The organism is Solibacillus sp. FSL K6-1554, assembly GCF_038005185.1.
Classification (GTDB): domain Bacteria; phylum Bacillota; class Bacilli; order Bacillales_A; family Planococcaceae; genus Solibacillus; species Solibacillus silvestris.
This window is the reverse complement of sequence record NZ_JBBOSS010000001.1, coordinates 2,585,577-2,605,741: the sequence shown is the minus strand read 5'-3', so window position 1 is coordinate 2,605,741 and position 20,165 is coordinate 2,585,577. Positions and strand designations below refer to the sequence as shown.

24 protein-coding genes are annotated in these 20,165 nt (G+C 39.6%); 20 read left to right on the top strand and 4 right to left on the bottom strand.

What is annotated here, in order from left to right; translation table 11 throughout:
* Positions 1–40: 40 nt before the first annotated feature.
* The 3 genes from greA to mtnN all read left to right on the top strand — a co-directional run bounded on the left by greA (position 41) and on the right by mtnN (position 2,069).
* Positions 41–526 carry a transcription elongation factor GreA gene (gene greA / locus MHB58_RS13000; RefSeq protein WP_008407639.1) on the top strand — a complete coding sequence of 162 codons (486 nt, stop codon included), beginning with the start codon at positions 41–43 and terminating at the stop codon, positions 524–526.
* A 131-nt stretch (positions 527–657) separates the two neighbouring features.
* Complete coding sequence (locus MHB58_RS12995; RefSeq protein WP_340735379.1) at positions 658–1,338, top strand: YrrS family protein; 681 nt, start codon at positions 658–660, stop codon at positions 1,336–1,338.
* Between the two features lie 38 nt (positions 1,339–1,376).
* Entirely contained in the window at positions 1,377–2,069 is a 693-nt protein-coding gene (gene mtnN / locus MHB58_RS12990) for a 5'-methylthioadenosine/S-adenosylhomocysteine nucleosidase (protein ID WP_008407635.1), read from the top strand.
* A gap of 106 nt (positions 2,070–2,175) precedes the next feature.
* Here the strand turns inward: mtnN and sigK are convergent, their stop codons facing one another.
* Positions 2,176–2,877, bottom strand: a complete 702-nt coding sequence (gene sigK / locus MHB58_RS12985) for an RNA polymerase sporulation sigma factor SigK (RefSeq protein ID WP_008407633.1) — start codon at positions 2,875–2,877, stop codon at positions 2,176–2,178.
* Between the two features lie 85 nt (positions 2,878–2,962).
* On the bottom strand, positions 2,963–3,502 hold the full coding sequence (gene pssA, locus MHB58_RS12980; protein WP_008407632.1) for a CDP-diacylglycerol--serine O-phosphatidyltransferase: 540 nt from the start codon (positions 3,500–3,502) through the stop codon (positions 2,963–2,965).
* Positions 3,503–3,669: 167 nt separating this feature from the next.
* On the opposite strand from pssA, the gene MHB58_RS12975 reads away from it, so the two are divergent.
* The 12 genes from MHB58_RS12975 (at position 3,670) to MHB58_RS12920 (ending at position 13,645) form a co-directional block, all read left to right on the top strand.
* Positions 3,670–4,452 carry a phosphatidylserine decarboxylase gene (locus MHB58_RS12975; RefSeq protein ID WP_008407630.1) on the top strand — a complete coding sequence of 261 codons (783 nt, stop codon included), beginning with the start codon at positions 3,670–3,672 and terminating at the stop codon, positions 4,450–4,452.
* Positions 4,453–4,486: 34 nt separating this feature from the next.
* Complete coding sequence (locus MHB58_RS12970) at positions 4,487–5,002, top strand: YqeG family HAD IIIA-type phosphatase (RefSeq protein WP_008407628.1); 516 nt, start codon at positions 4,487–4,489, stop codon at positions 5,000–5,002.
* 56 nt (positions 5,003–5,058) lie between these two features.
* Positions 5,059–6,162 (top strand): ribosome biogenesis GTPase YqeH, encoded by a 1,104-nt coding sequence (gene yqeH, locus MHB58_RS12965; protein WP_008407627.1) that lies wholly within the window; start codon positions 5,059–5,061, stop codon positions 6,160–6,162.
* 77 nt (positions 6,163–6,239) lie between these two features.
* On the top strand, positions 6,240–7,082 hold the full coding sequence (aroE, locus tag MHB58_RS12960; protein WP_340735378.1) for a shikimate dehydrogenase: 843 nt from the start codon (positions 6,240–6,242) through the stop codon (positions 7,080–7,082).
* On the top strand, positions 7,069–7,374 hold the full coding sequence (yhbY, locus tag MHB58_RS12955) for a ribosome assembly RNA-binding protein YhbY (RefSeq protein ID WP_008407625.1): 306 nt from the start codon (positions 7,069–7,071) through the stop codon (positions 7,372–7,374). Before aroE ends, yhbY begins: the two co-directional genes overlap by 14 nt.
* Positions 7,375–7,385: 11 nt before the next feature.
* The gene (locus MHB58_RS12950; protein WP_340735377.1) at positions 7,386–7,979 is read left to right on the top strand and encodes a nicotinate-nucleotide adenylyltransferase; all 594 of its coding nucleotides are present in this window, start codon (positions 7,386–7,388) and stop codon (positions 7,977–7,979) included.
* The gene (gene yqeK, locus MHB58_RS12945) at positions 7,948–8,508 is read left to right on the top strand and encodes a bis(5'-nucleosyl)-tetraphosphatase (symmetrical) YqeK (protein WP_340735376.1); all 561 of its coding nucleotides are present in this window, start codon (positions 7,948–7,950) and stop codon (positions 8,506–8,508) included. The genes MHB58_RS12950 and yqeK overlap by 32 nt, the downstream gene beginning before the upstream one ends.
* 6 nt (positions 8,509–8,514) lie before the next feature.
* On the top strand, positions 8,515–8,868 hold the full coding sequence (gene rsfS, locus MHB58_RS12940; RefSeq protein ID WP_008407622.1) for a ribosome silencing factor: 354 nt from the start codon (positions 8,515–8,517) through the stop codon (positions 8,866–8,868).
* Positions 8,861–9,598 carry a class I SAM-dependent DNA methyltransferase gene (locus tag MHB58_RS12935; protein ID WP_041865717.1) on the top strand — a complete coding sequence of 246 codons (738 nt, stop codon included), beginning with the start codon at positions 8,861–8,863 and terminating at the stop codon, positions 9,596–9,598. Before rsfS ends, MHB58_RS12935 begins: the two co-directional genes overlap by 8 nt.
* A gap of 123 nt (positions 9,599–9,721) precedes the next feature.
* Entirely contained in the window at positions 9,722–10,369 is a 648-nt protein-coding gene (locus MHB58_RS12930) for a helix-hairpin-helix domain-containing protein (protein WP_065215629.1), read from the top strand.
* 413 nt (positions 10,370–10,782) lie between these two features.
* Positions 10,783–11,358, top strand: a complete 576-nt coding sequence (locus MHB58_RS12925; RefSeq protein WP_008407617.1) for a ComE operon protein 2 — start codon at positions 10,783–10,785, stop codon at positions 11,356–11,358.
* Entirely contained in the window at positions 11,327–13,645 is a 2,319-nt protein-coding gene (locus MHB58_RS12920) for a DNA internalization-related competence protein ComEC/Rec2 (RefSeq protein ID WP_340735375.1), read from the top strand. The genes MHB58_RS12925 and MHB58_RS12920 overlap by 32 nt, the downstream gene beginning before the upstream one ends.
* Before the next feature lie 52 nt (positions 13,646–13,697).
* On the opposite strand, the gene MHB58_RS12915 is transcribed toward MHB58_RS12920, so the two are convergent.
* On the bottom strand, positions 13,698–13,871 hold the full coding sequence (locus tag MHB58_RS12915) for a YqzM family protein (protein ID WP_008407615.1): 174 nt from the start codon (positions 13,869–13,871) through the stop codon (positions 13,698–13,700).
* 242 nt (positions 13,872–14,113) lie between these two features.
* Between MHB58_RS12915 and holA the strand changes: the two genes are divergently transcribed.
* Positions 14,114–15,124 (top strand): DNA polymerase III subunit delta, encoded by a 1,011-nt coding sequence (gene holA / locus MHB58_RS12910; RefSeq protein ID WP_065215631.1) that lies wholly within the window; start codon positions 14,114–14,116, stop codon positions 15,122–15,124.
* Positions 15,125–15,197: 73 nt separating this feature from the next.
* On the opposite strand, the gene rpsT is transcribed toward holA, so the two are convergent.
* Positions 15,198–15,446, bottom strand: coding sequence for a 30S ribosomal protein S20 (rpsT, locus tag MHB58_RS12905; protein WP_008407613.1), 249 nt, complete (start codon positions 15,444–15,446; stop codon positions 15,198–15,200).
* A gap of 163 nt (positions 15,447–15,609) precedes the next feature.
* On the opposite strand from rpsT, the gene gpr reads away from it, so the two are divergent.
* The 4 genes from gpr to MHB58_RS12885 all read left to right on the top strand — a co-directional run bounded on the left by gpr (position 15,610) and on the right by MHB58_RS12885 (position 20,149).
* Entirely contained in the window at positions 15,610–16,644 is a 1,035-nt protein-coding gene (gene gpr, locus MHB58_RS12900) for a GPR endopeptidase (RefSeq protein ID WP_008407612.1), read from the top strand.
* Positions 16,645–16,728: 84 nt separating this feature from the next.
* Positions 16,729–17,550 carry a stage II sporulation protein P gene (spoIIP, locus tag MHB58_RS12895; RefSeq protein ID WP_014823375.1) on the top strand — a complete coding sequence of 274 codons (822 nt, stop codon included), beginning with the start codon at positions 16,729–16,731 and terminating at the stop codon, positions 17,548–17,550.
* Between the two features lie 334 nt (positions 17,551–17,884).
* The gene (lepA, locus tag MHB58_RS12890) at positions 17,885–19,714 is read left to right on the top strand and encodes a translation elongation factor 4 (protein WP_014823376.1); all 1,830 of its coding nucleotides are present in this window, start codon (positions 17,885–17,887) and stop codon (positions 19,712–19,714) included.
* Between the two features lie 90 nt (positions 19,715–19,804).
* Positions 19,805–20,149 carry a hypothetical protein gene (locus tag MHB58_RS12885; RefSeq protein ID WP_014823377.1) on the top strand — a complete coding sequence of 115 codons (345 nt, stop codon included), beginning with the start codon at positions 19,805–19,807 and terminating at the stop codon, positions 20,147–20,149.
* Positions 20,150–20,165 lie beyond the last annotated feature (16 nt).

The window sequence follows — 20,165 nt, the reverse complement described above, 5'->3', positions numbered from 1 at the left end:
AAAGTAAACGTTTTCAAGTTAATACTAAGGAGTGGGAATAATGTCAAACGAAAAACAATATCCAATGACACTTGATGGAAAACAAAAATTAGAAGATGAATTAAACACATTAAAAACAGTAAAGCGTCCGGAAGTAGTAGAGCGCATTAAAGTAGCTCGCAGCTTCGGTGACCTTTCTGAGAACTCTGAATACGATTCAGCAAAAGAAGAGCAAGGATTTGTGGAAGGTCGTATTTCTTTGATTGAACAAATGCTGCGTAATGCTGTTATTATTACTGAGGACGAAACATCAAATACAATTTCTTTAGGTAAAACAGTTACATTTGATGAACTGATCAACGGTAAACGTGCAAACTTCGAAGAATCATACACAATTGTTGGTTCAGCTGAAGCCGATCCGATGGAAGGTAAAATTTCAAATGATTCTCCAATTGCTAAAGCATTGATGGGCAAGCATGTGGATGATGTTGTAAAACTGACAACACCAGGCGGAGAAATGGAAGTTATTATTTTAGAAGTAAAATAATTATTGGAGCAGTTAGCATAAATTGCTAGCTGCTTTTCTTTTGTTAAGTACTGGAAGACTTTTCAGTGTTTAATTTCCGTGCAACCTTTGATGTTCTAATGCTAAAATAGGTTTGCATAGGAGGAATTGAAATGGAACGAAAAAGACGATTTCAAACACGACAACAGTATGCTGAACAAAAATCAAAACAGACGAAATTTCAGAAAGCGGATAAAAGGTTAAATTACTTAATCGCCGTAGTCGCTGTATTAATTGTGGCAACATTAATTTTTATTATTACGCAAGAGCCAAGCCCCAAAAACGAAGCCGAACAACCAGATTCACCGGCGGAAGTAGCTACAGATGTTCCGGAAGATGATGCTGGGCAGGAGACGGAAGATAATGAAACAGAAGCAAATGTCCCGGAAGAAGCAGAAGAGGAAGAAAACTCTTCGGATGAAACGGAACAGCCGACTTCTGAATCGGATAATATGGTAAGTCCTTCCGATGATCCGGCAGTAAAAGAAGTGATTACAAATCCGAATTGGCCGGCCTATCCGACGGCACAAACTGGTGAACATGTATCGACATATGAAAAAGGGCATATTGATTACGAAGAAAAACTTAAAGCAATATTTAGTGTCATCGATTTACAGCAGGAAAACAGTATTGTGCTGCGGGTGAATAATAACGGTAGTGCAGAAAATGCAATTGCCGTTGTCACATCGATGGATAAAGAACAGAAATACCGTGTAAGTATTGAATGGGTCGACAATGAAGGCTGGAAACCGATTCAAGTGGAAGTTTTATCAACATTGGAAGGTTCACAATAACGCGTTTAGTGAGCAAGTTTAATTGGAGGAATGAATAAATGACAATAGCAGTAATCGGCGCAATGGAGCAGGAAGTAGAATTATTACGAGGCGCACTACAAAATACGAAAACGGAAACAATCGCAAACAGTGAATACACAACAGGTACATATGAAGGCAAGGAAGTGGTACTTTTAAAAAGCGGTATCGGTAAAGTGAATGCGGCAATGTCTACTACAATCCTATTGGAAAAGTTTAATCCGAAAGTTGTCATCAATACAGGATCTGCAGGCGGTTTTGATGCAGCATTAAAAGTTGGGGATATTGTTATTTCGGATGAAGTACGTCACCATGATGTAGATGTAACAGCTTTTGGCTATGAGATCGGTCAAATGGCTGGGATGCCGGCAGCATATAAATCGGACGAAAATTTAATGGAAGTCGCAAAACAGGCAGTAAAAGAAGTGGGAGAGCATAATTACAGTGTAGGGCTAATTTGTTCAGGCGATGTATTTATGAGCAATCCTGAGCGTGTTGAAGCAGTACGAAAAGATTTCCCTACAATGAAAGCCGTGGAAATGGAAGCAGCGGCTGTAGCGCAAGTATGCCATCAATTCAATACACCGTTTGTTGTCATTCGTGCACTATCAGACATTGCAGGACAAGAATCAAGCATGTCATTTGATGAGTTTTTACCTGTTGCAGCAAAACACTCAACAGAAATCGTATTAAACGCTATTACAAAATTATAATTCGGATCAAAACGATAAATGCCCAATCACAAAAAAGATTGGGCATTTTTTTATCATGTTTTAATTTAATGTTTGTTTGAAAACTTCCTTTCAAATCAAAGGAGACTTATTCTTTCTCTCCGTGCTTAAACTGCTGGTAAAGCTTAATAAGTGCCCGTTTTTCAATGCGTGAAACATAGCTGCGTGAAATATTGAGTCTTTTAGCAATTTCCTTTTGGGTATGCGGGTCGAAGTTTTGGAGCCCATATCGGTAGGAAATAATTTCGAGCTCACGCGGATCTAATGTATCTAAATAGCGATACAGTTGGGCAAAATCTTCCTGTCGTTCAATTTTTTCGATTGTTGAAGGTTCGTCAAGCTGCAGTAAATCACGGATTTGAAGAGACTGCCCATCTTTATCGATACCAATCGGCTCAAATAACGAGACATCCTTTTGCACTTTTTTTTGTGCACGAAGATGCATCAGAATTTCATTTTCGATACATCGGGCGGCATATGTGGCGAGACGTGTCTTTTTTTCTGGTGTGAAGCTGCTCACGGCTTTCATAAGACCAATCGTGCCAATTGAAATATAATCATCAAGCAAATCGTGTGAAGGATGGAATTTTTTTACGACATGTGCAACTAAACGCATGTTTCGCTCAATTAATTCAACACGTGCGCTTTCATCCCCCTTTATAAAACGATTGATGACTTCCTCTTCTTCCTCGCGTGATAACGGTTTATAAAACGTCTGCCCTTTTAAATAGCCTAATAATGCGGGAAGCTCAAGCCAAAGTTGAACCAATGCTGTCACAAAACCGCTCAAGCAATTAACATCCTTTCATCTTTTCGACAGTATATGATGAATTTTGCGCAGAAATGAAAAAAAGTGTAAGAGCGATATTTTGCTCTTACACTTTTTTCAATGTAAACGTACTTACCATTAATAATGCTAATACCGGAAAAAGAATAAAATAAAATGTTTCAGATAACGTATTTGTAAAGAAATATGAAATAGTTAGTAACGTACCTGCCGCTGTAATTGGCAGGCCTACGAAATAGCCTGTTGAATCCATTACATTGAATCGAGCTAAACGCAACGCACCGGCAGCGATGAATAACACGGGCATCATCATTCCTGTAAATCCTGCATTCATTAATGCCATTTCATACATTAAAAGGGCAGGTGCTACACCGAAGGAAATAATGTCTGCCATTGAATCAAGCTGTTTTCCCAATTCGGACTCCTGATTAAATTTACGGGCAACTTTACCATCATACCGATCTAAAAAAGCAGCGATAAAAATTAATAATACACTATAGCTATGATACTCATTCAATGTAGCCATAATTGCAGCCCCACCAAATGACATATTTGTAATTGTAATAATATTAGCAGCATTTGCTTTTATTTTTTTAAATGTTGAATCGACTTTTTGAAGAAGAAACATTGGAAAACACTCCCTTGCACATCGGCTATATTCTATTATACTTGTTCTATTAAAAAAAGGTAATAGTTAATTCATATTAAGACCTATCTTTGTATGGCCAGTCATTATATAATTTACTTTTATCCCGTTCACTTTATCAATACTTAATTAAAACCGGAGGACCTAGAATGAAGGAAAAATTATACCGGAATATGATAGAACTATCAAATGGTAAAATCTCTTCGAAAATTTTACAACAGATTGCTCAATCCCGTTTAAGTAAAAATTTTATTCGTAGCTATAGTCAAATATACGGAATTAACATACAAGAAGTTTCAAAATCCCCAAAAGAATTTACGAGCCTGCATGATTTTTTTGTTCGTCAGTTGAAAGAAGAAGTGCGTCCGGTAGATGTTCGCGCGGATATATTTGCGAGTCCTGTTGATGCGAAAATAGAAGCTTTCGGCAATATTGAAGATCAGGAAATGTTTACTGTGAAAAATAAGCCGTATTCTTTAATTGATCTAATGGGAAATGAAACACAGGCAAAGAGGTATAATAATGGCAAATATATTGTTTTTTACTTGAGTCCTGCAGATTATCACCGTATTCATAGTCCGATTGATGGTGTTGTTACGCGACAATACATACTTGGGCAAAAGTCTTATCCTGTTAACCAGATGGGCTTACAATACGGGAAAAAACCGATCAGTCATAATTATCGTATGATTAGCGAAATTAACTATGAAAAAGATCATTATACAGCATTCATTAAAGTAGGAGCGACATTTGTGAATTCAATCGAACTTACGAACACATCTACACAGTGGAAAAAAGGCGAAGAAGTTGGCTATTTTGCTTTTGGCTCAACTGTCGTAATGTTATTCGAGCAAAATACAATTGAATTTACGGAGAATGTAACAAATGGGGCGAAGATAAAAATGGGAGAAGCCTTTGCTACTATGGTATAATGAATAAATAAATTTTGAGTTAGGGGTTACGGCTTTGTACAACTTTTTATTACCAGATGAATTTATTCGCAGTGTATATGAAATTACACCGGAAAAATTAAAGGATTTAGGCATTAAAGGGATCATAACAGATTTAGATAATACGCTTGTTGAATGGGACCGTGCTGATGCAACGGAAGAGCTTGTACAATGGTTTGAAATGATGCGTGAAGCAGGCATAAAAATTATCATTGCCTCAAACAACCATGAAGCACGGGTGCGCCAGTTTGCAGAACCGCATGGCATACCGTTTATTTTTCGTGCAAAAAAACCATTAGGTGCAGCATATTATGCGGCCCTTGTTCAGCTGCGTCTACGTCGCCATGAAGTTGCGATGCTGGGAGATCAGCTTTTAACAGATGTGATGGGTGCAAAACGTCAAAAACTTTATACGTTTTTAGTTCGTCCTGTTGCTGACTCTGATGGACTCGTTACAAAATTTAACCGCTTCGTCGAACGTCGTGTATATAACGATTTAAAGCGAAAAGGAAAGTATCCTTGGGAAGACTAAAAACGACCCAAGTTTTTTTGCATGAATGTGCAATAGTAGTTAGGAGGAAATAGTGAATGAATGAAATGCCACAATGTATTGGCTGTGGAACAGTGATTCAAACTGAAGATAAAAATGGATTAGGGTATGCACCTGCATCCTCGCTGGAAAAGGAAATGATTATTTGTCAACGTTGTTTCCGTTTAAAAAACTATAATGAAATCCAACCTGTTAGTTTAACGGATGATGATTTTTTACGTATTTTAAACGGCCTTGGACAACAGCAAGGTCTAATCGTAAAAATCGTGGATATATTCGATTTTAATGGCAGCTGGCTACCAGGTTTACACCGATTCGTTGGAAATAATCCCGTTCTTTTAGTAGCAAATAAAGCAGACCTTTTACCTAAATCGGTAAAAGAAAAGAAAGTAATTAACTGGTTAAAACGTGAAGCAAAAGCGCTTGGTTTGAAGCCTGTTGATGTGAAGCTTGTTTCGGCACATAAAGGATTAGGCATGCAGGAAGTCGTTGAAGCAATTGAAGAATACCGTAATGGCAAAGATGTATATGTTGTAGGTTGTACAAACGTCGGCAAATCGACGTTTATCAACCGGATTATTAAGCAAGCTACAGGTGAAGGAGAAATTATCACAACTTCTCATTTCCCGGGAACTACGCTTGATATGATTGGCATTCCGCTAGATGACGGATCATCTTTATATGATACACCTGGTATTATTAATCATCACCAAATGGCACACCATATCGATTCAAGCGAATTAAAATATATTATGCCGAAAAAAGAAATTAAACCAAAAGTGTACCAGCAAAATGCTGGACAAACCCTATTTATCGGTGCTCTTGCCCGTTTTGATTTTATTCAAGGTGAGCGTTCGGCATTTACTGTCCATGTGGCAAATGACTTACCGATTCACCGTACGAAGCTGGAACGTGCGGATCAACTATATGAAGAGCACAAAGGTGAGTTACTTGCACCACCAACATCTAAACATATCGATCAATTACCGCCATTAGTGCGTCACGAGTTTTCGATTAAAGAACCGAAAACAGATGTAGTCATCTCAGGGCTAGGCTGGGTTACTGTGCAGCATGCCAATGTTGTCGTAGCAGCACACGCACCAAAAGGCGTAGAAGTATTCATTCGCCCGTCACTGATTTAACTGAACGGTCTCTTCATCAGTAGGAGCAAGTGTTACTTTGTAGTGAATGAATGGTAGTAGGAAAGAGGGAAATGTCGATGAAAAAGTGGTTTGCGGTTATTGGGGATCCGATTGCACAGTCAAAATCTCCAGAAATGCATAATGCATGGTATGAAGAGGGAAATGTGGATGCAACGTATATTCCGATACACGTGAAGCCAGAACATCTACAACAAGCTGTTGCATCATTCAAACTGTTAGGGACAGGCGGCTGGAATGTAACGATTCCGCATAAACAAACGATCATTCCGTTCCTGGATGAGCTCGACGAACTTGCGGAAAAAATGGGTGCGGTCAACACGGTCGTGCGCACTGCAGAAGGTAAATTAAAAGGCTATAATACTGATGGTCCTGGATTTGTAAAATCACTTGAGCATGCGATCGGTACAATGAAGCGGGACGCACCGATTTTACTAATCGGAGCAGGTGGAGCAGCCCGTGGTATTGCATTTGCTCTACAGCTTACAGGTTATAAAAATATAACGATTGCCAACCGAACAGTTGAAAATGCACAGCGGATCATTGACGACATGCATGCCGGCAAAGCTGTTTCTATGCAAGAAGCAGAACGAAGCCTGGCTAATTTTGAAATTTTTATTCAAACAACACCAGCAGGGATGACAACAGGCGACTTTGCATTACCATTTTCGCTTGAAAAGTTCCCGGCAGGCGCAATTGCTGCAGATATTGTGTATAATCCATTAATGACGCCATTTTTGCAAGCGGCTGAGCAAAAAGGTGCGATAATTATCAATGGGTTAGGCATGTTCGTGCATCAAGGTGCGATAGCCTACGAACACTGGTTAGGTCATTATCCAAATACAAATGCAATGATTGCCCGTTTAACGGCGCAATTAGGAGGAAATTATGTTAACAGGTAAACAAAAACGTTTTTTACGTGCTGAGGCACATCACTTAGATCCAATTTTCCAAGTTGGGAAAGGTGGCGTAAATGATGCAATGATTGCACAATTACGCGATGTATTGGAAGCACGCGAACTTATTAAAGTACGCATTTTAGACAACTGTGAAGAAGACAAAAATGTCGTGGCGGAAGAACTGGCTGCCGGTACTCGTGCAGAGCTAGTTCAACTGATCGGTTTGACAGTTGTATTATATAAAGAATCACGCAACAATAAAAAAATCGTATTACCTAAAGTAGCTACGAAATAAGGTGAAGTGTAATGAAGAAAGTCGGTCTTTTTGGCGGAACCTTTAATCCACCGCATATCGGACATTTAATGATGGCCAATGAAGTGTATGCAGCGCTTGGTTTGTCGGAAGTACGCTTCATGCCGAATGCAAAACCGCCTCATAAGGATTTGTCCCGCTCGGCAACAAATGCACAGCGTCTGCGGATGGTTGAGCTGGCGATCGAGGACATTCCATATTTTCATGTGGAAACATATGAACTTGAGCGCGGAGGGGTATCCTATACATTCGATACAATGAAAGCATTGTGCGAAAGAGAACCACAAACACAGTTTTATTTTATTATCGGCGGGGACATGATCGATTCTTTGCATACATGGCACCGTATCGATGACTTAATGGAACTTGTCACATTTGTTGGAGTAAAGCGCCCTGGCAGTGAAGCAAAATCAACCTACGATGTGTGTATGGTGGAAGCTCCGCAAATTGACCTTTCTTCAACATATATTCGAAATCGATTACAGCAAACAGAGGCACCTTTACAGTTTTTATTGCCTGCTGCAGTTGAACAGTATATTCGAAAGGAAGGTTTGTATGGAACGTCAAACGATGTTGGCAGCGATTAAAGAGCGAATGCCCGAAAAGCGGTATATTCATACGATTGGTGTAATGGAAACAGCGATCCGTTTAGCTCAGCAATACGATGAAAATCCCAAAAAAGCAGAGATTGCGGCAATTTTCCATGATATTGCTAAATATGCGGATGTTGCCTGGATGAAGCAAGTTGTAACCGAGCAGCAGTTGGATGCACGCCTGCTTGACTGGGATGCAGAGATATTGCATGGTCCGGTCGGTGCCTGGATTGTCGAGACGGAATTCCAAATTAATGATGAAGCCATTTTAAATGCAATTCGTTACCATACTACCGGACGTGCGAATATGACAACTTTTGAGAAAATTATTTATGTAGCAGATATGATTGAACCAAATCGTAAATTTCTCGGTGTAGAGGAACTAAGAGCATTGGCAGACATCAGTTTAGAGGATGCATTCCGGGCATGTGTAACCCATACGCTCAGTTTTTTAGTTTCGTCACAGCAGGCAATTTACCCTGTTTCAATTGAATGCTACAACAGCTTAATAAGAGAGGAATAAACATACATGAATGAAACGTTATTAAATATTACGTACAAAGCAATCGATGACAAGCGAGGAGAGGATATCGTTGCATTGAATATGCAGGGGATTTCACTTTTAGCTGATTATTTCATCATTGCGGAAGGTAGCTCAGAGCGCCAAGTACAGGCAATTGCACGTGAAATTAAAGAAAAAGCAGAAGAAGCGGGTTACACAGTACGTAAGCTTGAAGGCTTTGACACAGCACGCTGGATTTTAGTCGATATGGGTGATGTTGTTGCACATATTTTCCATAAAGATGAGCGTGCCTATTACAACCTAGAGCGCCTATGGGGAGATGCACCACAACTAGACGCGCCACAAATGGACAATGAATAGTTATGAGCGTTTTGCAGAAGTTTATGATGAATTGATGACCGATATCCCGTACACGGAATATGTGGAATGGATTCAGACATATGCACCTGCACAGAACTATAAAAATCTGCTCGATATTGGCTGTGGTACAGGAACACTTGCATTAATGTTGCATAAAGCCGGTTACGCTGTATCAGGGATTGATTTATCGGAAGAAATGCTATCCATTGCCAGTGCCCGTATGGATGCTGAGAAAGTTACAATGCCTCTTTTTGCTATGTCAATGGACGAGCTGGAAGGCTTCAGCGACTTGGATGTTGCCATTATTCCGATTGACTCGATCAACTATGTAAAAGAGCATCACAATGTAATGGAAACATTGAAGCGGATATTTGACAGTCTTCGTGAAGGCGGACAGCTATTCTTTGATGTACATTCATTATTTAAGATGGACGATATTTTTCTGGATGGTCCTTTTACGTTTGATGACGGGGAAATTTCTTATGTTTGGCATACTGAACCGGGTGAAGAACCGCATTCCGTGTATCATCAGATGACGTTTTTTGTATTAACAGAAAGCGGACTGTATGAACGTTTTGACGAGGAACATTATCAGCGCACATTTGCATATGGGCAATATGTGAAATGGCTGAAAGAAATCGGTTTTTCTCATGTTGAAGTGACGGCAGACTGGACGACAGCACAACCGACTGATGAAAGCGAACGAATTTTTATTCGTGCGGTTAAATAAAATAGTCGAAAAAGTAAGTTTCGGCAGTTTTGATTGAAATACCTTTTCATAAAGAAGTGGAATTTGTATAGTGGAGATAAGCTCCATATATAAAACCTTCTTTATGAAAGGGTGTTTTTTATTTTGCAGCCATTTCTGGAGAAGTATAAAAAGCAAATTGCCCTACTGGGCGGAGTAGTTGCAGCGATTTTAATTTACTTGTTAGTCTTTGATGATTCCTCTAACCGTGCTACGATCGAAACAATTGACCAAATGACACTTGCTGCAAGTGATGAACCTTCCACAATACCGGAAACGGAAATCGAAACTGAATCTAAGCCAATAGTGGTGGATGTAAAAGGCGCGGTAATATATCCGGGTGTGTACACATTATCCGAAGAACAACGGATTGTCGATGCTGTTGAAGCGGCAGGAGGATACACGGACGATGCCAATCCGGTGCTCATTAACCATGCTCAAAAGCTTCACGATGAAATGGTAATCTATATACCGAAAATAGGGGAAGAACCTGAAGAGGTAATGGAACAGATAATACAGGCGAGTCCGGCAACCGGTTCCGGTAGTGGAAGTTCCAACGGGAAAATTAATATAAATAAAGCATCTGAAGGGGAATTGACTCAGCTGCCAGGAATTGGCCCAGCCAAGGCGGCTGCGATTATTCAGCATCGGTCCGACCAAGGGAATTTTCAAATCATTGAGGACTTAAAAAATGTCACGGGAATCGGTGATAAGACATTTGAACAGTTAAAGGACTTAATTGATGTAAAATAAAGTGAAACTTCACTCAGTGGGGATGTTCTTTCCCCGCGGAGTGTTAGTTGAACCAATCGGGCTTTTACGGGTAGTTTTGTCTCTGCCGCTATGCTTTCGAGGCAGATAAATTACTACCCGTTAATGCGGGATAAAGTGAAACTTCACTCAGTGGGGATGTTCTTTCCCCGCGGATTAGAAGGAACACAAGCTAAAACCGTCACGTCCTGTGACAACGCTTGTGTGACCAACATCATGTTGGTCCGAACCAATCGGGCTTTTACGGGTAGTTTTGCTCTGCCGCTATGCTTTCGAGGCAGATAAATTACTACCCGTTAATGCGGGATAAAGTGAAATTTCTGAACAAACCTGCATTGCGAATGACAGGAACTACGTTTAAACTGATAGGTGACAAAACATTTGGGGGTTATCATATGGAGCGAATTACTTGGGATCAATTTTTTATGGCGCAAAGTCATTTACTCGCATTAAGAAGCACATGCAGCCGTCTTGCAGTAGGTGCGACAATTGTACGGGAGAAGCGCATCATTGCCGGCGGATATAATGGATCCATTTCAGGTGACGAACACTGTATCGAAGAAGGTTGCTATGTTGTGGACAACCATTGTGTCCGCACAGTGCATGCCGAAACAAATGCATTACTGCAATGTGCAAAATATGGTACGCCAGCAAATGGTGCGGATCTTTATGTCACACATTTCCCATGCCTGCCATGTACGAAGACAATTATTCAGGCCGGAATTAAAAATGTGTATTATGCAAAAGATTATAAAAATAATAATTATGCAATGGAATTGTTCAAAAAAGCTAACGTCCATGTTGCACATATTCCATTTGATGAAGCAAAAATTGACTTTCTGCAAGATGAAAAGTTCGCACTAACCGCTGAAATGCTCGAAAAACTACGTGAGTTAGGCGCAAGCCGCGATCAATTGCTCCCATTAGAGGAGAAGATGCATGCTTTATTTGGTAAACTTATTCAGGCATAACTGGATTTTTTACGCCTTGTCGATTTGTATTAGTGCACTTGCTGCATTTGAATCGGGAAGGCTTCTTTTCCTGCTTGCTTTTTTGTTATTATTTAGTCATTATAAACGACTGTTAAACATTCATCTGTTGCTTATTTTAATTGTTGGGATTGGGAGTTACAGTTATTTCTCCTATGAGGCCAATAAGCTTTCATTGCCGGTTGAGCTTCCCGCATTGTTGACATGGACCGATGAGTACATTATAAATGGTGTGATGCTGCGAGGATTCATGATTAATGAATCGGGTGAGAAAGTATATGTTACCTATGAATTGAGAAATGAAAAAGAAAAACAGCGCTTTGAGGCACAGCAGCTCGCTGGTACAAGTTTTATTGTAACCGGGAAGCAAGTATCCCCATCAATCCCTGCACACCGCTATGGCTTTTCTATGGCCCGCTATTTGCAAAGCAGAAGTGCAAGAGGAATCATCGAAATTCAACAGCTTCAATATTCCCATCAAAAAAAATCCATCATGCAGCCTATTTTTGAACAGCGCTTTCAGTTAAAGCGCCACATTGTCGAAACTTTCCCGCCGTCGCTTGCAGCAGAGGCACAAGCTCTATTGATTGGTTTCCAGGAAAATGTCGATGACCAATTAAATCGCGCCTATCAAAAGCTTGGGATTACCCATTTATTCGCGATTTCGGGTTTGCATGTCGCACTTGTCTCATTCCTGTTTTTTCAGTTGTGGCTTCGCTTGAGGATTCGTAGAGAAATCGCTACAATTTTACTGCTTATTTTATTGCCGTTATATGCAGTTTTAGCAGGAGGAGCACCGTCTATCTGGCGTGCGGTCAGCGTCGTGGAATTAATCATGCTTGCGCAGTATTTTCGCTGGAAAATACCGATGGATGATGCACTGTCAATTAGCTTTATTATGTTTGTATTACTGGAGCCTGGTGCAGTTTTTCAAGTCGGCTTTCAGCTATCGTATTTGGCTACTTACAGCTTAGTATATTCCGGCCGTATTTTAGCGCGCTATTCTAATTTTTGGGTACAATCTTTTTATATTACTTTTGTTTGTCAAATCCTCGTTTACCCTTTGTTACTACACCATTTTTATGAAATCAGCCTTTCCTCTTTTATCGCCAATATTTTTTTCGTCCCTCTATTTTCCTTTATTATTTTGCCAATCAATTTATTTGCTCTTGTACTGACTTTTTTGCCATTCCCGCTTGACTCCTTCCTGTTTTATATTTATGAGCCCTTGCGTACAGCGCTGACAAATTTCATTCTTTATATTCAGCAGCCGATTGTTCAAATGTGGAACCCTGGTAAACCTTCAATTATGTGGCTGATCCTTTTATATAGTTCTGTTTTTTTCGCTTTTTATTTGCTCGATCAGCATGCTCCGTTAAAAAAGGTCTTCATTGCTTTAATACTGCCTGCCTTTATATTTCATGTACAACCACTTTTGCATAGTGATCTGAAAATTGCTTTTGTCAATGTCGGTCAAGGGGACTGCATTGTTATTGAGTTACCACGCAGAAAATCGGTGATCGTTATCGATGCAGGGGGCTTATTACGATTTGAACAGGAAGAATGGAAGGAGCGCAAAACCGTATATGAAGTAGGGCGTCAAGTTGTTGTTCCCTATTTGAAAGGTCGAGGGATGCAAACAATCGACACATTTGTGCTGTCGCATGCGGATGCCGATCATGTAGAGGGGGCTGAAGAGGTGTTGCGGGAAATCCTTGTAAAGGAGGTTCATGTGACACCAGGCTCGATCGCTAAGCCGGTTATGAATGATTTTTTGTATGAGCTAGAGAAAACAAATACAAAACTGATCGAGAAAATGGCTGGTCATAAGTGGCAAATCGGACAAACTGCTTTTGAATATTTATGGCCACTGGAAATTGAATATGAAGGAAATAATGATTCCCTCGTTCTTTTCGTAAAGCATAATGCATTTCGCGCATTGTTTACAGGGGATTTGGAACAGGAAGGCGAGAAGGAGCTGATTCAGCTTTATGACGAGAAATTGCGAAATATCGATTTGTTAAAAGGGGGGCATCATGGCAGTAAAACATCTAGCATCGAGGAATTTGTCACAGTGACAAACCCTAAATTTGCCGTGTTTATGGCAGGAGAAAATAACAGATACAATCATCCGCATATTGATGTTGTTAATCGGTTTGAAGCGAAAAATATCCCATACGCAACAACTGGATTAGATGGTACGGTAGAAGTCTCCATCTCTGAGAATCAAATATATATAGAAAAATCGAATGCTCTTTTCAGGAAATAAAAAAGTGGGATGATTTCTCATGTTAATAAGAAATCATTCCACTACTAAGGAATTACAGACGTGTAGCTGCTTCTACGATTATTGCAATAATAAACAATACTATGAAGAATCCGCCACCGATGGCGAAACCGTAACCGGCATCTGGGAAGTCATTGCTTTTCATCGCGCGGCCACGACCTTCAAATGGGTTTTCAGCTACATAGTTTGGATCTTGATGTCCTGCCATAAGTATCCCTCCTAATCTTCAATAATTATAGAATATTCTAACTGAAAATGCTATATGAAATGCTAATTATTCCTTTTATTGGTTTAGTATATCGTTGAGATTTTCAATAAATATCCATAAATTAATTGAGAGGAGATAGAAAGGATATTTTTTTCATGGCATATTGAGATAAGAAACTGGACATCCTCAATAACGTAAAAAATGGTATACTTAGAACTACGAAAGTAAAGGAGGTTCCCAGTATGATAACAAAAGTATGGCAAGATTTTAAAAAGGGGAATTTCGCACCGGTTTACTTGCTTGTAGGAGAAGAATCCTATTTTGTAGATGAAACAATTAAGCAGTTGAAGGCGGCTCTTCAAAAAAATGAAGAAGCGGAAATCATGACCTTTGACTTAAATGAACAGCCGATTGATTATGTTATTGATGAAGCGGATACGATTCCGTTTTTTTCGGAACGTAAATTAATAATAGCTAAAAATGCATCATTTTTAAAAGCGACTGAAAAGGGCAAAGAAAAGATTGACCATGATTTAAAGCGCCTTGAAAGCTGGCTGCAACATCCTACTGATACAGCCATTACCGTATTTATCGCGCCGTACGAAAAGTTGGATGAGCGTAAAAAAGTAACGAAGCTTATGAAAGAAAAATGTACAGTGCTTATAGCGGAAACACCTCAAAACAACGACTTGAATGTATGGGTAAAAAATGAAGCACAGCAGCATGGGAAAGCAATTACAGATGAAGCAGTCGGTAAGCTTCTTGAAATGGTTGGTCCCAATATGCTCCAGCTTCAGATGGAAATAGAAAAGATGGCCTTGTATTTAGGTGAGGATCATGAAATTACACGTGAGCTTGTAGAGGATTTAGTAGCAAAAACGCTTGAGCATGATGCATTTAAAATGCTGAATGCCTATTTGGAGCATAATCAAGAAGAAGCGCTCAAAATATATCATGATCTATTACGACAAAAAGAAGAACCAATCAAACTTGTAGGCCTCTTAGCAAATAATATCCGGACGATGACTAATATTTTCTATTTGCAAAAAAAGGGGTACCATCAGCAACAGATTGCAAAGCAGCTTAAAATTCATCCATACCGAGTGCAGATTATTTCAGGTCAAAGAAACCGACCATCCGACCAGCGTTTACTGCAAGCACTCTATAGTCTGGCGGAAGTAGACCTCCAGTTGAAAACAACAGGCGGAAATCGTGAGCGTCATCTTGAGCTGTTTTTAATGAAGAAACTATAGAAATTATTATATTCTAGAAAACAACGAAAAAAGCCAACTGTGCGGATGCACAGTTGGCTTTATAAGTTTACAATTAAGCTTTTTTCGCTAAACGAGACTTTTTACGAGAAGCCGCGTTTTTGTGAATAAGACCTTTAGAAGCAGCTTTATCTAATGCTTTAGAAGCAGCAACTACTAATTCTTGTGTGTTTTCAGCACCTGTTGCGATCGCTTGCTCAGCTTTTTTAACTGTAGTACGCATAGCAGATTTTGCTTGTGCGTTAGCAGCGTTAGCTTTTTCGTTAACTTTTACACGTTTGATAGCAGATTTAATGTTTGGCATTTCTTTCACCTCCTAGATTTAGGTACGAGATGAGTATTTTCTCACTTATTCATGTGTCAATACAACAAAAATCATTCTACCAAAGGATTGAAAGAATTGCAATACATAAATGCAAAGAATATTTACTTGACAGTTTGAACAAACTGAATTGTGGAGGTGCATTATGAAAAAAATTGATTGGAATCGAACAGATTTAATTGATGAAACAGCAGAAGTTGTCCAACATCAAACGAAACAACAAAAGGAAACATTGGAACATGAACGTGGCATTCACATGGAAGAATCCCAACAAAATCGTGTCAAAATCACAAAAGTTGAAGTAAATGCTACTGGGGAAGAAAGAATAAGTAAAAAGCAAGGGACGTATATAACGTTGTCGATCCCTACATTAACTTCGGAAGACCGACATGGATTTGAGCAAATGCAGGAATCTTTAATCCATTACCTGCATGATCTGCACAAGGATGTCAAGATTACGGCGGATTCAAAAATTCTAGTAATCGGTTTAGGAAACAAGACGATTACCCCAGATGCGATTGGGCCTTATACAATCGATGCGATGCATAAAAAACAATCGGAACTGGATTCCCCGAAGTTTATTTTGTATGCACCAGGTGTTACAGGGCAGACAGGATTTGAGACGAGCGATTATATTCATGCATTGGCAGAAAAAATTAAACCTGCACTTGTTATTATCGTCGATGCGCTTGCAACAAGCGGAAGTGCCCGCTTATGCCGGACAATCCAACTGACAGATACCGGCATACATCCAGGTGGAGGTGTCGGCAACCATCGCAAGGAAATTTCAAAGGAAATGCTCGGCGTACCGGTAACAGCGATCGGAGTTCCGACAGTTGTGGAAGCACCTATTTTAATAGCCGATGCAATAGATGTAGCATTCAGGTCGATTGCGGCTAAAATACAGGAAAGAGACAAACCTTCAGGCAAGCTCTCAGTAACAAGCTGGACACCTGTAAACGAGGAAGTCGATTTAACGAAAGTTGAGCCGATTTTCGGTCAGTGGGCAACATGGCCGACAGAAGATCGACGACAATTATTTGAAGAAGTATTCAGTACCCATCCGGAGCGGTTGATGGTTACTCCGAAAGAGGTTGACTTCTGGCTGAGTCAATATGCATTTTTACTAGGCGAAGGTTTGTTTAAATGGCTTGAAGAAAAACAAAAAGCCGGTAATTAACCGGCAATTTATTTTCTGAACAATAAAAGCTAGTTATACGTTCTAAGTTTTACTCTTCTCCCATATTGTATTGGAGAAAGGGTGATGTGTTTGCGGAAACTAAAACGCTTCTCATTATTGTTCTTATTTTTATTTTCACTGCCTATCATTATTGGGCAATTCCCTTTTCCAAATAATGAAATGACTACACAAAAAAGTAAAAGTGAACGTCCCCACGTTGTTTATGCGGCGGCAGAGCCAATTGTGACAGTACCTGAAGAACCGAAAATTGATCCATTCAATGTACTGTTGATGTTCACACATTCACACGAATCCTATAAGCCAATCGTCAAAAAAACAAAAGGGATGCAGGCAGTTTATGATGAAGAAATGAATATCTTTTCACTACAAGAAATGATGCAGCATTATCTTGAATTAAACGGTTTAACACCACATATTGTAGATTTTGATGTTATGACCGAAATGAAACAGGTTGATGCAACATTTCACCAAGCGTACAAAGTGGCTCGACCTGTATTGGCACAGTATTTGGAAGAAAACGAATATGAACTTGTAATCGATTTTCACCGGGATTCAGCCCCTAAAAAAGTAACGACACTTACAGCAAATAATGAACAATATGCAAAAATTGCTTTTGTTGTCGGCGCGGAACATCCTGCATATGAAGCGAATTTAGCATATGCAACATTGCTGAGTGAGCAAGTGAACAGCATTGTGCCTGGCATTTCACGAGGAATTATTAAAAAGTCTGGTACTGGTGTAGATGGTGTTTATAATCAAGATCTTGCAACAAATGTATTGCTGATTGAATTTGGGGGTATCGACAACACCGAAGAAGAACTTCAACGAACGATGGCGGTTTTAGCACAGGCGATTCGGGTTGCTTTCGTTGAATCAGCAGTTTAAGTATTAATTGATTTACAAATAGCAGGCGGGTAGTGTGAGACACGTAGAGCAATTTCAGCACGGCTACTCGCTCAAATATGAAAAACCGTATTTCGCTATAGTTTAGTGCGAAATACGGTTTTCCTATTGTAGGTGAAGGTTCGCTGTTGTCGTTTTACTACAATTCATAGTATAATTTAAAATACGTTATGCCTCTATGTTCCATTACTTAAAATTGGTGGGAGATAGAGGCTGTATTTTAGTAGAAAAGTAAATGGATGAATAACCTACATATGTAGTGACACCAACCCTAAATGGGCTCAGGTGTTTTTTCTAATTAGGAGAGGAATAATACATGAACCGAGAACAACGTTTAAAACGACAAGAGAATATCCGAAATTTCTCGATTATTGCACATATTGACCACGGAAAATCAACTCTTGCGGACCGTTTATTGGAAACGACGCAAACCGTTACACAACGCGAAATGAAATCGCAGCTGCTGGATTCTATGGATCTGGAGCGTGAACGCGGAATTACAATTAAATTAAATGCCGTACAATTGAAATATAATGCTAAAAATGGCGAAATCTATACATTCCATCTGATCGATACACCGGGTCACGTCGATTTCACATATGAAGTATCACGTTCATTAGCGGCATGTGAAGGTGCCATTCTAGTAGTAGATGCTGCACAGGGAATTGAAGCACAAACGCTGGCTAACGTATATTTGGCATTGGACAATGATCTGGAAATTTTACCGGTAATCAACAAAATCGACTTACCTGCTGCAGATCCGGAGCGTGTTCGCGCTGAAGTGGAAGATGTGATTGGGCTGGATGCTTCTGAAGCAGTACTTGCATCAGCAAAAGCAGGAATTGGGATCCAGGATATTTTGGAGCAGATCGTTGAAAAAGTACCTGCCCCACAAGGTGATCCAGATGCCCCATTACAAGCACTGATTTTCGACTCTGTTTATGATGCTTATAAAGGTGTTATCATTTCAATCCGTATTGTAAATGGTACTGTTAAAGCCGGAGATAAAATCAAAATGATGGCAACGGGTGCAGAGTTTGAAGTAATCGAAGTAGGTGTTCATACACCGAAATCGATACCACAAGCTGAATTGACAGTAGGTGATGTTGGGTATTTGACAGCATCCATTAAAAATGTTCAGGACACACGTGTAGGTGATACTGTAACTTTTGCAGGCAGCCATGCTGCGACAGAGCCACTTCCAGGTTACCGTAAACTAAATCCGATGGTGTATTGCGGTCTTTATCCAATTGACACAGCAAAATACAACGATTTACGTGAGGCACTTGAAAAACTGGAATTAAATGACTCTGCATTACAATATGAGGCAGAAACTTCTCAGGCATTAGGATTCGGTTTCCGATGCGGATTCTTAGGATTATTGCACATGGAAATTATTCAGGAACGTATTGAGCGTGAATTCAACATTGATTTAATCACGACTGCGCCTTCTGTAATTTATGAAGTGACAAAAACGGATGGTTCGGTATTGAAAGTGGATAATCCGTCAATGATGCCGGATCCGCAAAAAATCGACCGCATTGAAGAGCCGTACGTAAAAGCGACAATCATGGTACCAAATGATTACGTAGGTGCTGTTATGGAGCTTTGCCAGAAGAAACGCGGTAACTTCTCAGGGATGGATTACATCGATGACACACGTGTGAAAATCGTTTATGAAATGCCTTTAGCTGAAATTGTTTACGATTTCTTTGATTTCTTAAAATCAAATACGAAAGGCTATGCGTCATTCGATTATGAATTAATCGGATACCAGCCTTCTAAGTTAAGCAAAATGGATATTCTGCTAAACGGTGAACAGGTAGATGCATTAAGCTTCATCGTACACAAAGACTTTGCATATGAACGCGGAAAAGTAATCGTTGAAAAATTAAAAGAGCTGATTCCGCGTCAACAATTCGAAGTACCGGTGCAAGCTGCGATCGGTCAAAAAATTATTGCCCGCTCGACAATTAAATCAATGGGTAAAAACGTACTTGCAAAATGTTACGGCGGTGACATTTCACGTAAACGTAAATTACTTGAAAAGCAAAAAGCGGGTAAAAAACGTATGAAGCAAGTAGGTTCAGTAGAGGTTCCTCAGGAAGCATTTATGGCTGTACTGAAAATGGATGATAGTAAATAGTATTTGTAAAAGGCAGATAGAGCAATCTTTCTGCCTTTTATTTTTAGAGGATAGTTTACTGAAATGTTTTTTAAAAATGAGGTAGAAAATATGACCGATATTTTAAATTTTTTGCATTATAAAAATGAAAAACTGGAAAGTGAATTGAATAAATTGTTTGAACGTGCCAATTCGCCTGTAAGCCGGGTAGATGCTCTGCTGGAAAATAAAGCACTGCAACTGGAAGACCACAAGCTGTTTTTGGCGTTTTTAGCATATTTAGCGCAGCAAAACATTGAGGCAAAACGTTTATTTCAAGATGTTCTGCGCTTGCCAAAGCATCAATTTGAATCGGAATATGAAATGAATTGGGCACAGGTAATCAAATTGAGTGTCACATTTTTTACAATTTTACGTGATAATGACCTGAATAGTTACAAACAATTTATCGACTAGCTTGTAACAAACAGCA

Excerpts from the sequence above, each read along its gene's own strand:
- lepA (WP_014823376.1), top strand. The coding sequence starts at position 17,885 with ATGAACCGAGAACAACGTTTAAAACGACAAGAGAATATCCGAAATTTC.
- MHB58_RS12915 (WP_008407615.1), bottom strand. The coding sequence starts at position 13,871 with ATGGCAGGACATCAAGATCCAAACTATGTAGCTGAAAACCCATTTGAA.
- rpsT (WP_008407613.1), bottom strand. The coding sequence starts at position 15,446 with ATGCCAAACATTAAATCTGCTATCAAACGTGTAAAAGTTAACGAAAAA.
- MHB58_RS12995 (WP_340735379.1), top strand. The coding sequence starts at position 658 with ATGGAACGAAAAAGACGATTTCAAACACGACAACAGTATGCTGAACAA.
- MHB58_RS12975 (WP_008407630.1), top strand. The coding sequence starts at position 3,670 with ATGAAGGAAAAATTATACCGGAATATGATAGAACTATCAAATGGTAAA.
- holA (WP_065215631.1), top strand. The coding sequence starts at position 14,114 with ATGATAACAAAAGTATGGCAAGATTTTAAAAAGGGGAATTTCGCACCG.
- mtnN (WP_008407635.1), top strand. The coding sequence starts at position 1,377 with ATGACAATAGCAGTAATCGGCGCAATGGAGCAGGAAGTAGAATTATTA.
- gpr (WP_008407612.1), top strand. The coding sequence starts at position 15,610 with ATGAAAAAAATTGATTGGAATCGAACAGATTTAATTGATGAAACAGCA.
- aroE (WP_340735378.1), top strand. The coding sequence starts at position 6,240 with ATGAAAAAGTGGTTTGCGGTTATTGGGGATCCGATTGCACAGTCAAAA.
- MHB58_RS12935 (WP_041865717.1), top strand. The coding sequence starts at position 8,861 with ATGAATAGTTATGAGCGTTTTGCAGAAGTTTATGATGAATTGATGACC.
- yqeK (WP_340735376.1), top strand. The coding sequence starts at position 7,948 with ATGGAACGTCAAACGATGTTGGCAGCGATTAAAGAGCGAATGCCCGAA.
- yqeH (WP_008407627.1), top strand. The coding sequence starts at position 5,059 with ATGAATGAAATGCCACAATGTATTGGCTGTGGAACAGTGATTCAAACT.
- spoIIP (WP_014823375.1), top strand. The coding sequence starts at position 16,729 with ATGTGTTTGCGGAAACTAAAACGCTTCTCATTATTGTTCTTATTTTTA.
- MHB58_RS12920 (WP_340735375.1), top strand. The coding sequence starts at position 11,327 with ATGCTTTATTTGGTAAACTTATTCAGGCATAACTGGATTTTTTACGCC.
- pssA (WP_008407632.1), bottom strand. The coding sequence starts at position 3,502 with ATGTTTCTTCTTCAAAAAGTCGATTCAACATTTAAAAAAATAAAAGCA.
- MHB58_RS12925 (WP_008407617.1), top strand. The coding sequence starts at position 10,783 with ATGGAGCGAATTACTTGGGATCAATTTTTTATGGCGCAAAGTCATTTA.
- MHB58_RS12950 (WP_340735377.1), top strand. The coding sequence starts at position 7,386 with ATGAAGAAAGTCGGTCTTTTTGGCGGAACCTTTAATCCACCGCATATC.
- yhbY (WP_008407625.1), top strand. The coding sequence starts at position 7,069 with ATGTTAACAGGTAAACAAAAACGTTTTTTACGTGCTGAGGCACATCAC.
- rsfS (WP_008407622.1), top strand. The coding sequence starts at position 8,515 with ATGAATGAAACGTTATTAAATATTACGTACAAAGCAATCGATGACAAG.
- MHB58_RS12885 (WP_014823377.1), top strand. The coding sequence starts at position 19,805 with ATGACCGATATTTTAAATTTTTTGCATTATAAAAATGAAAAACTGGAA.
- greA (WP_008407639.1), top strand. The coding sequence starts at position 41 with ATGTCAAACGAAAAACAATATCCAATGACACTTGATGGAAAACAAAAA.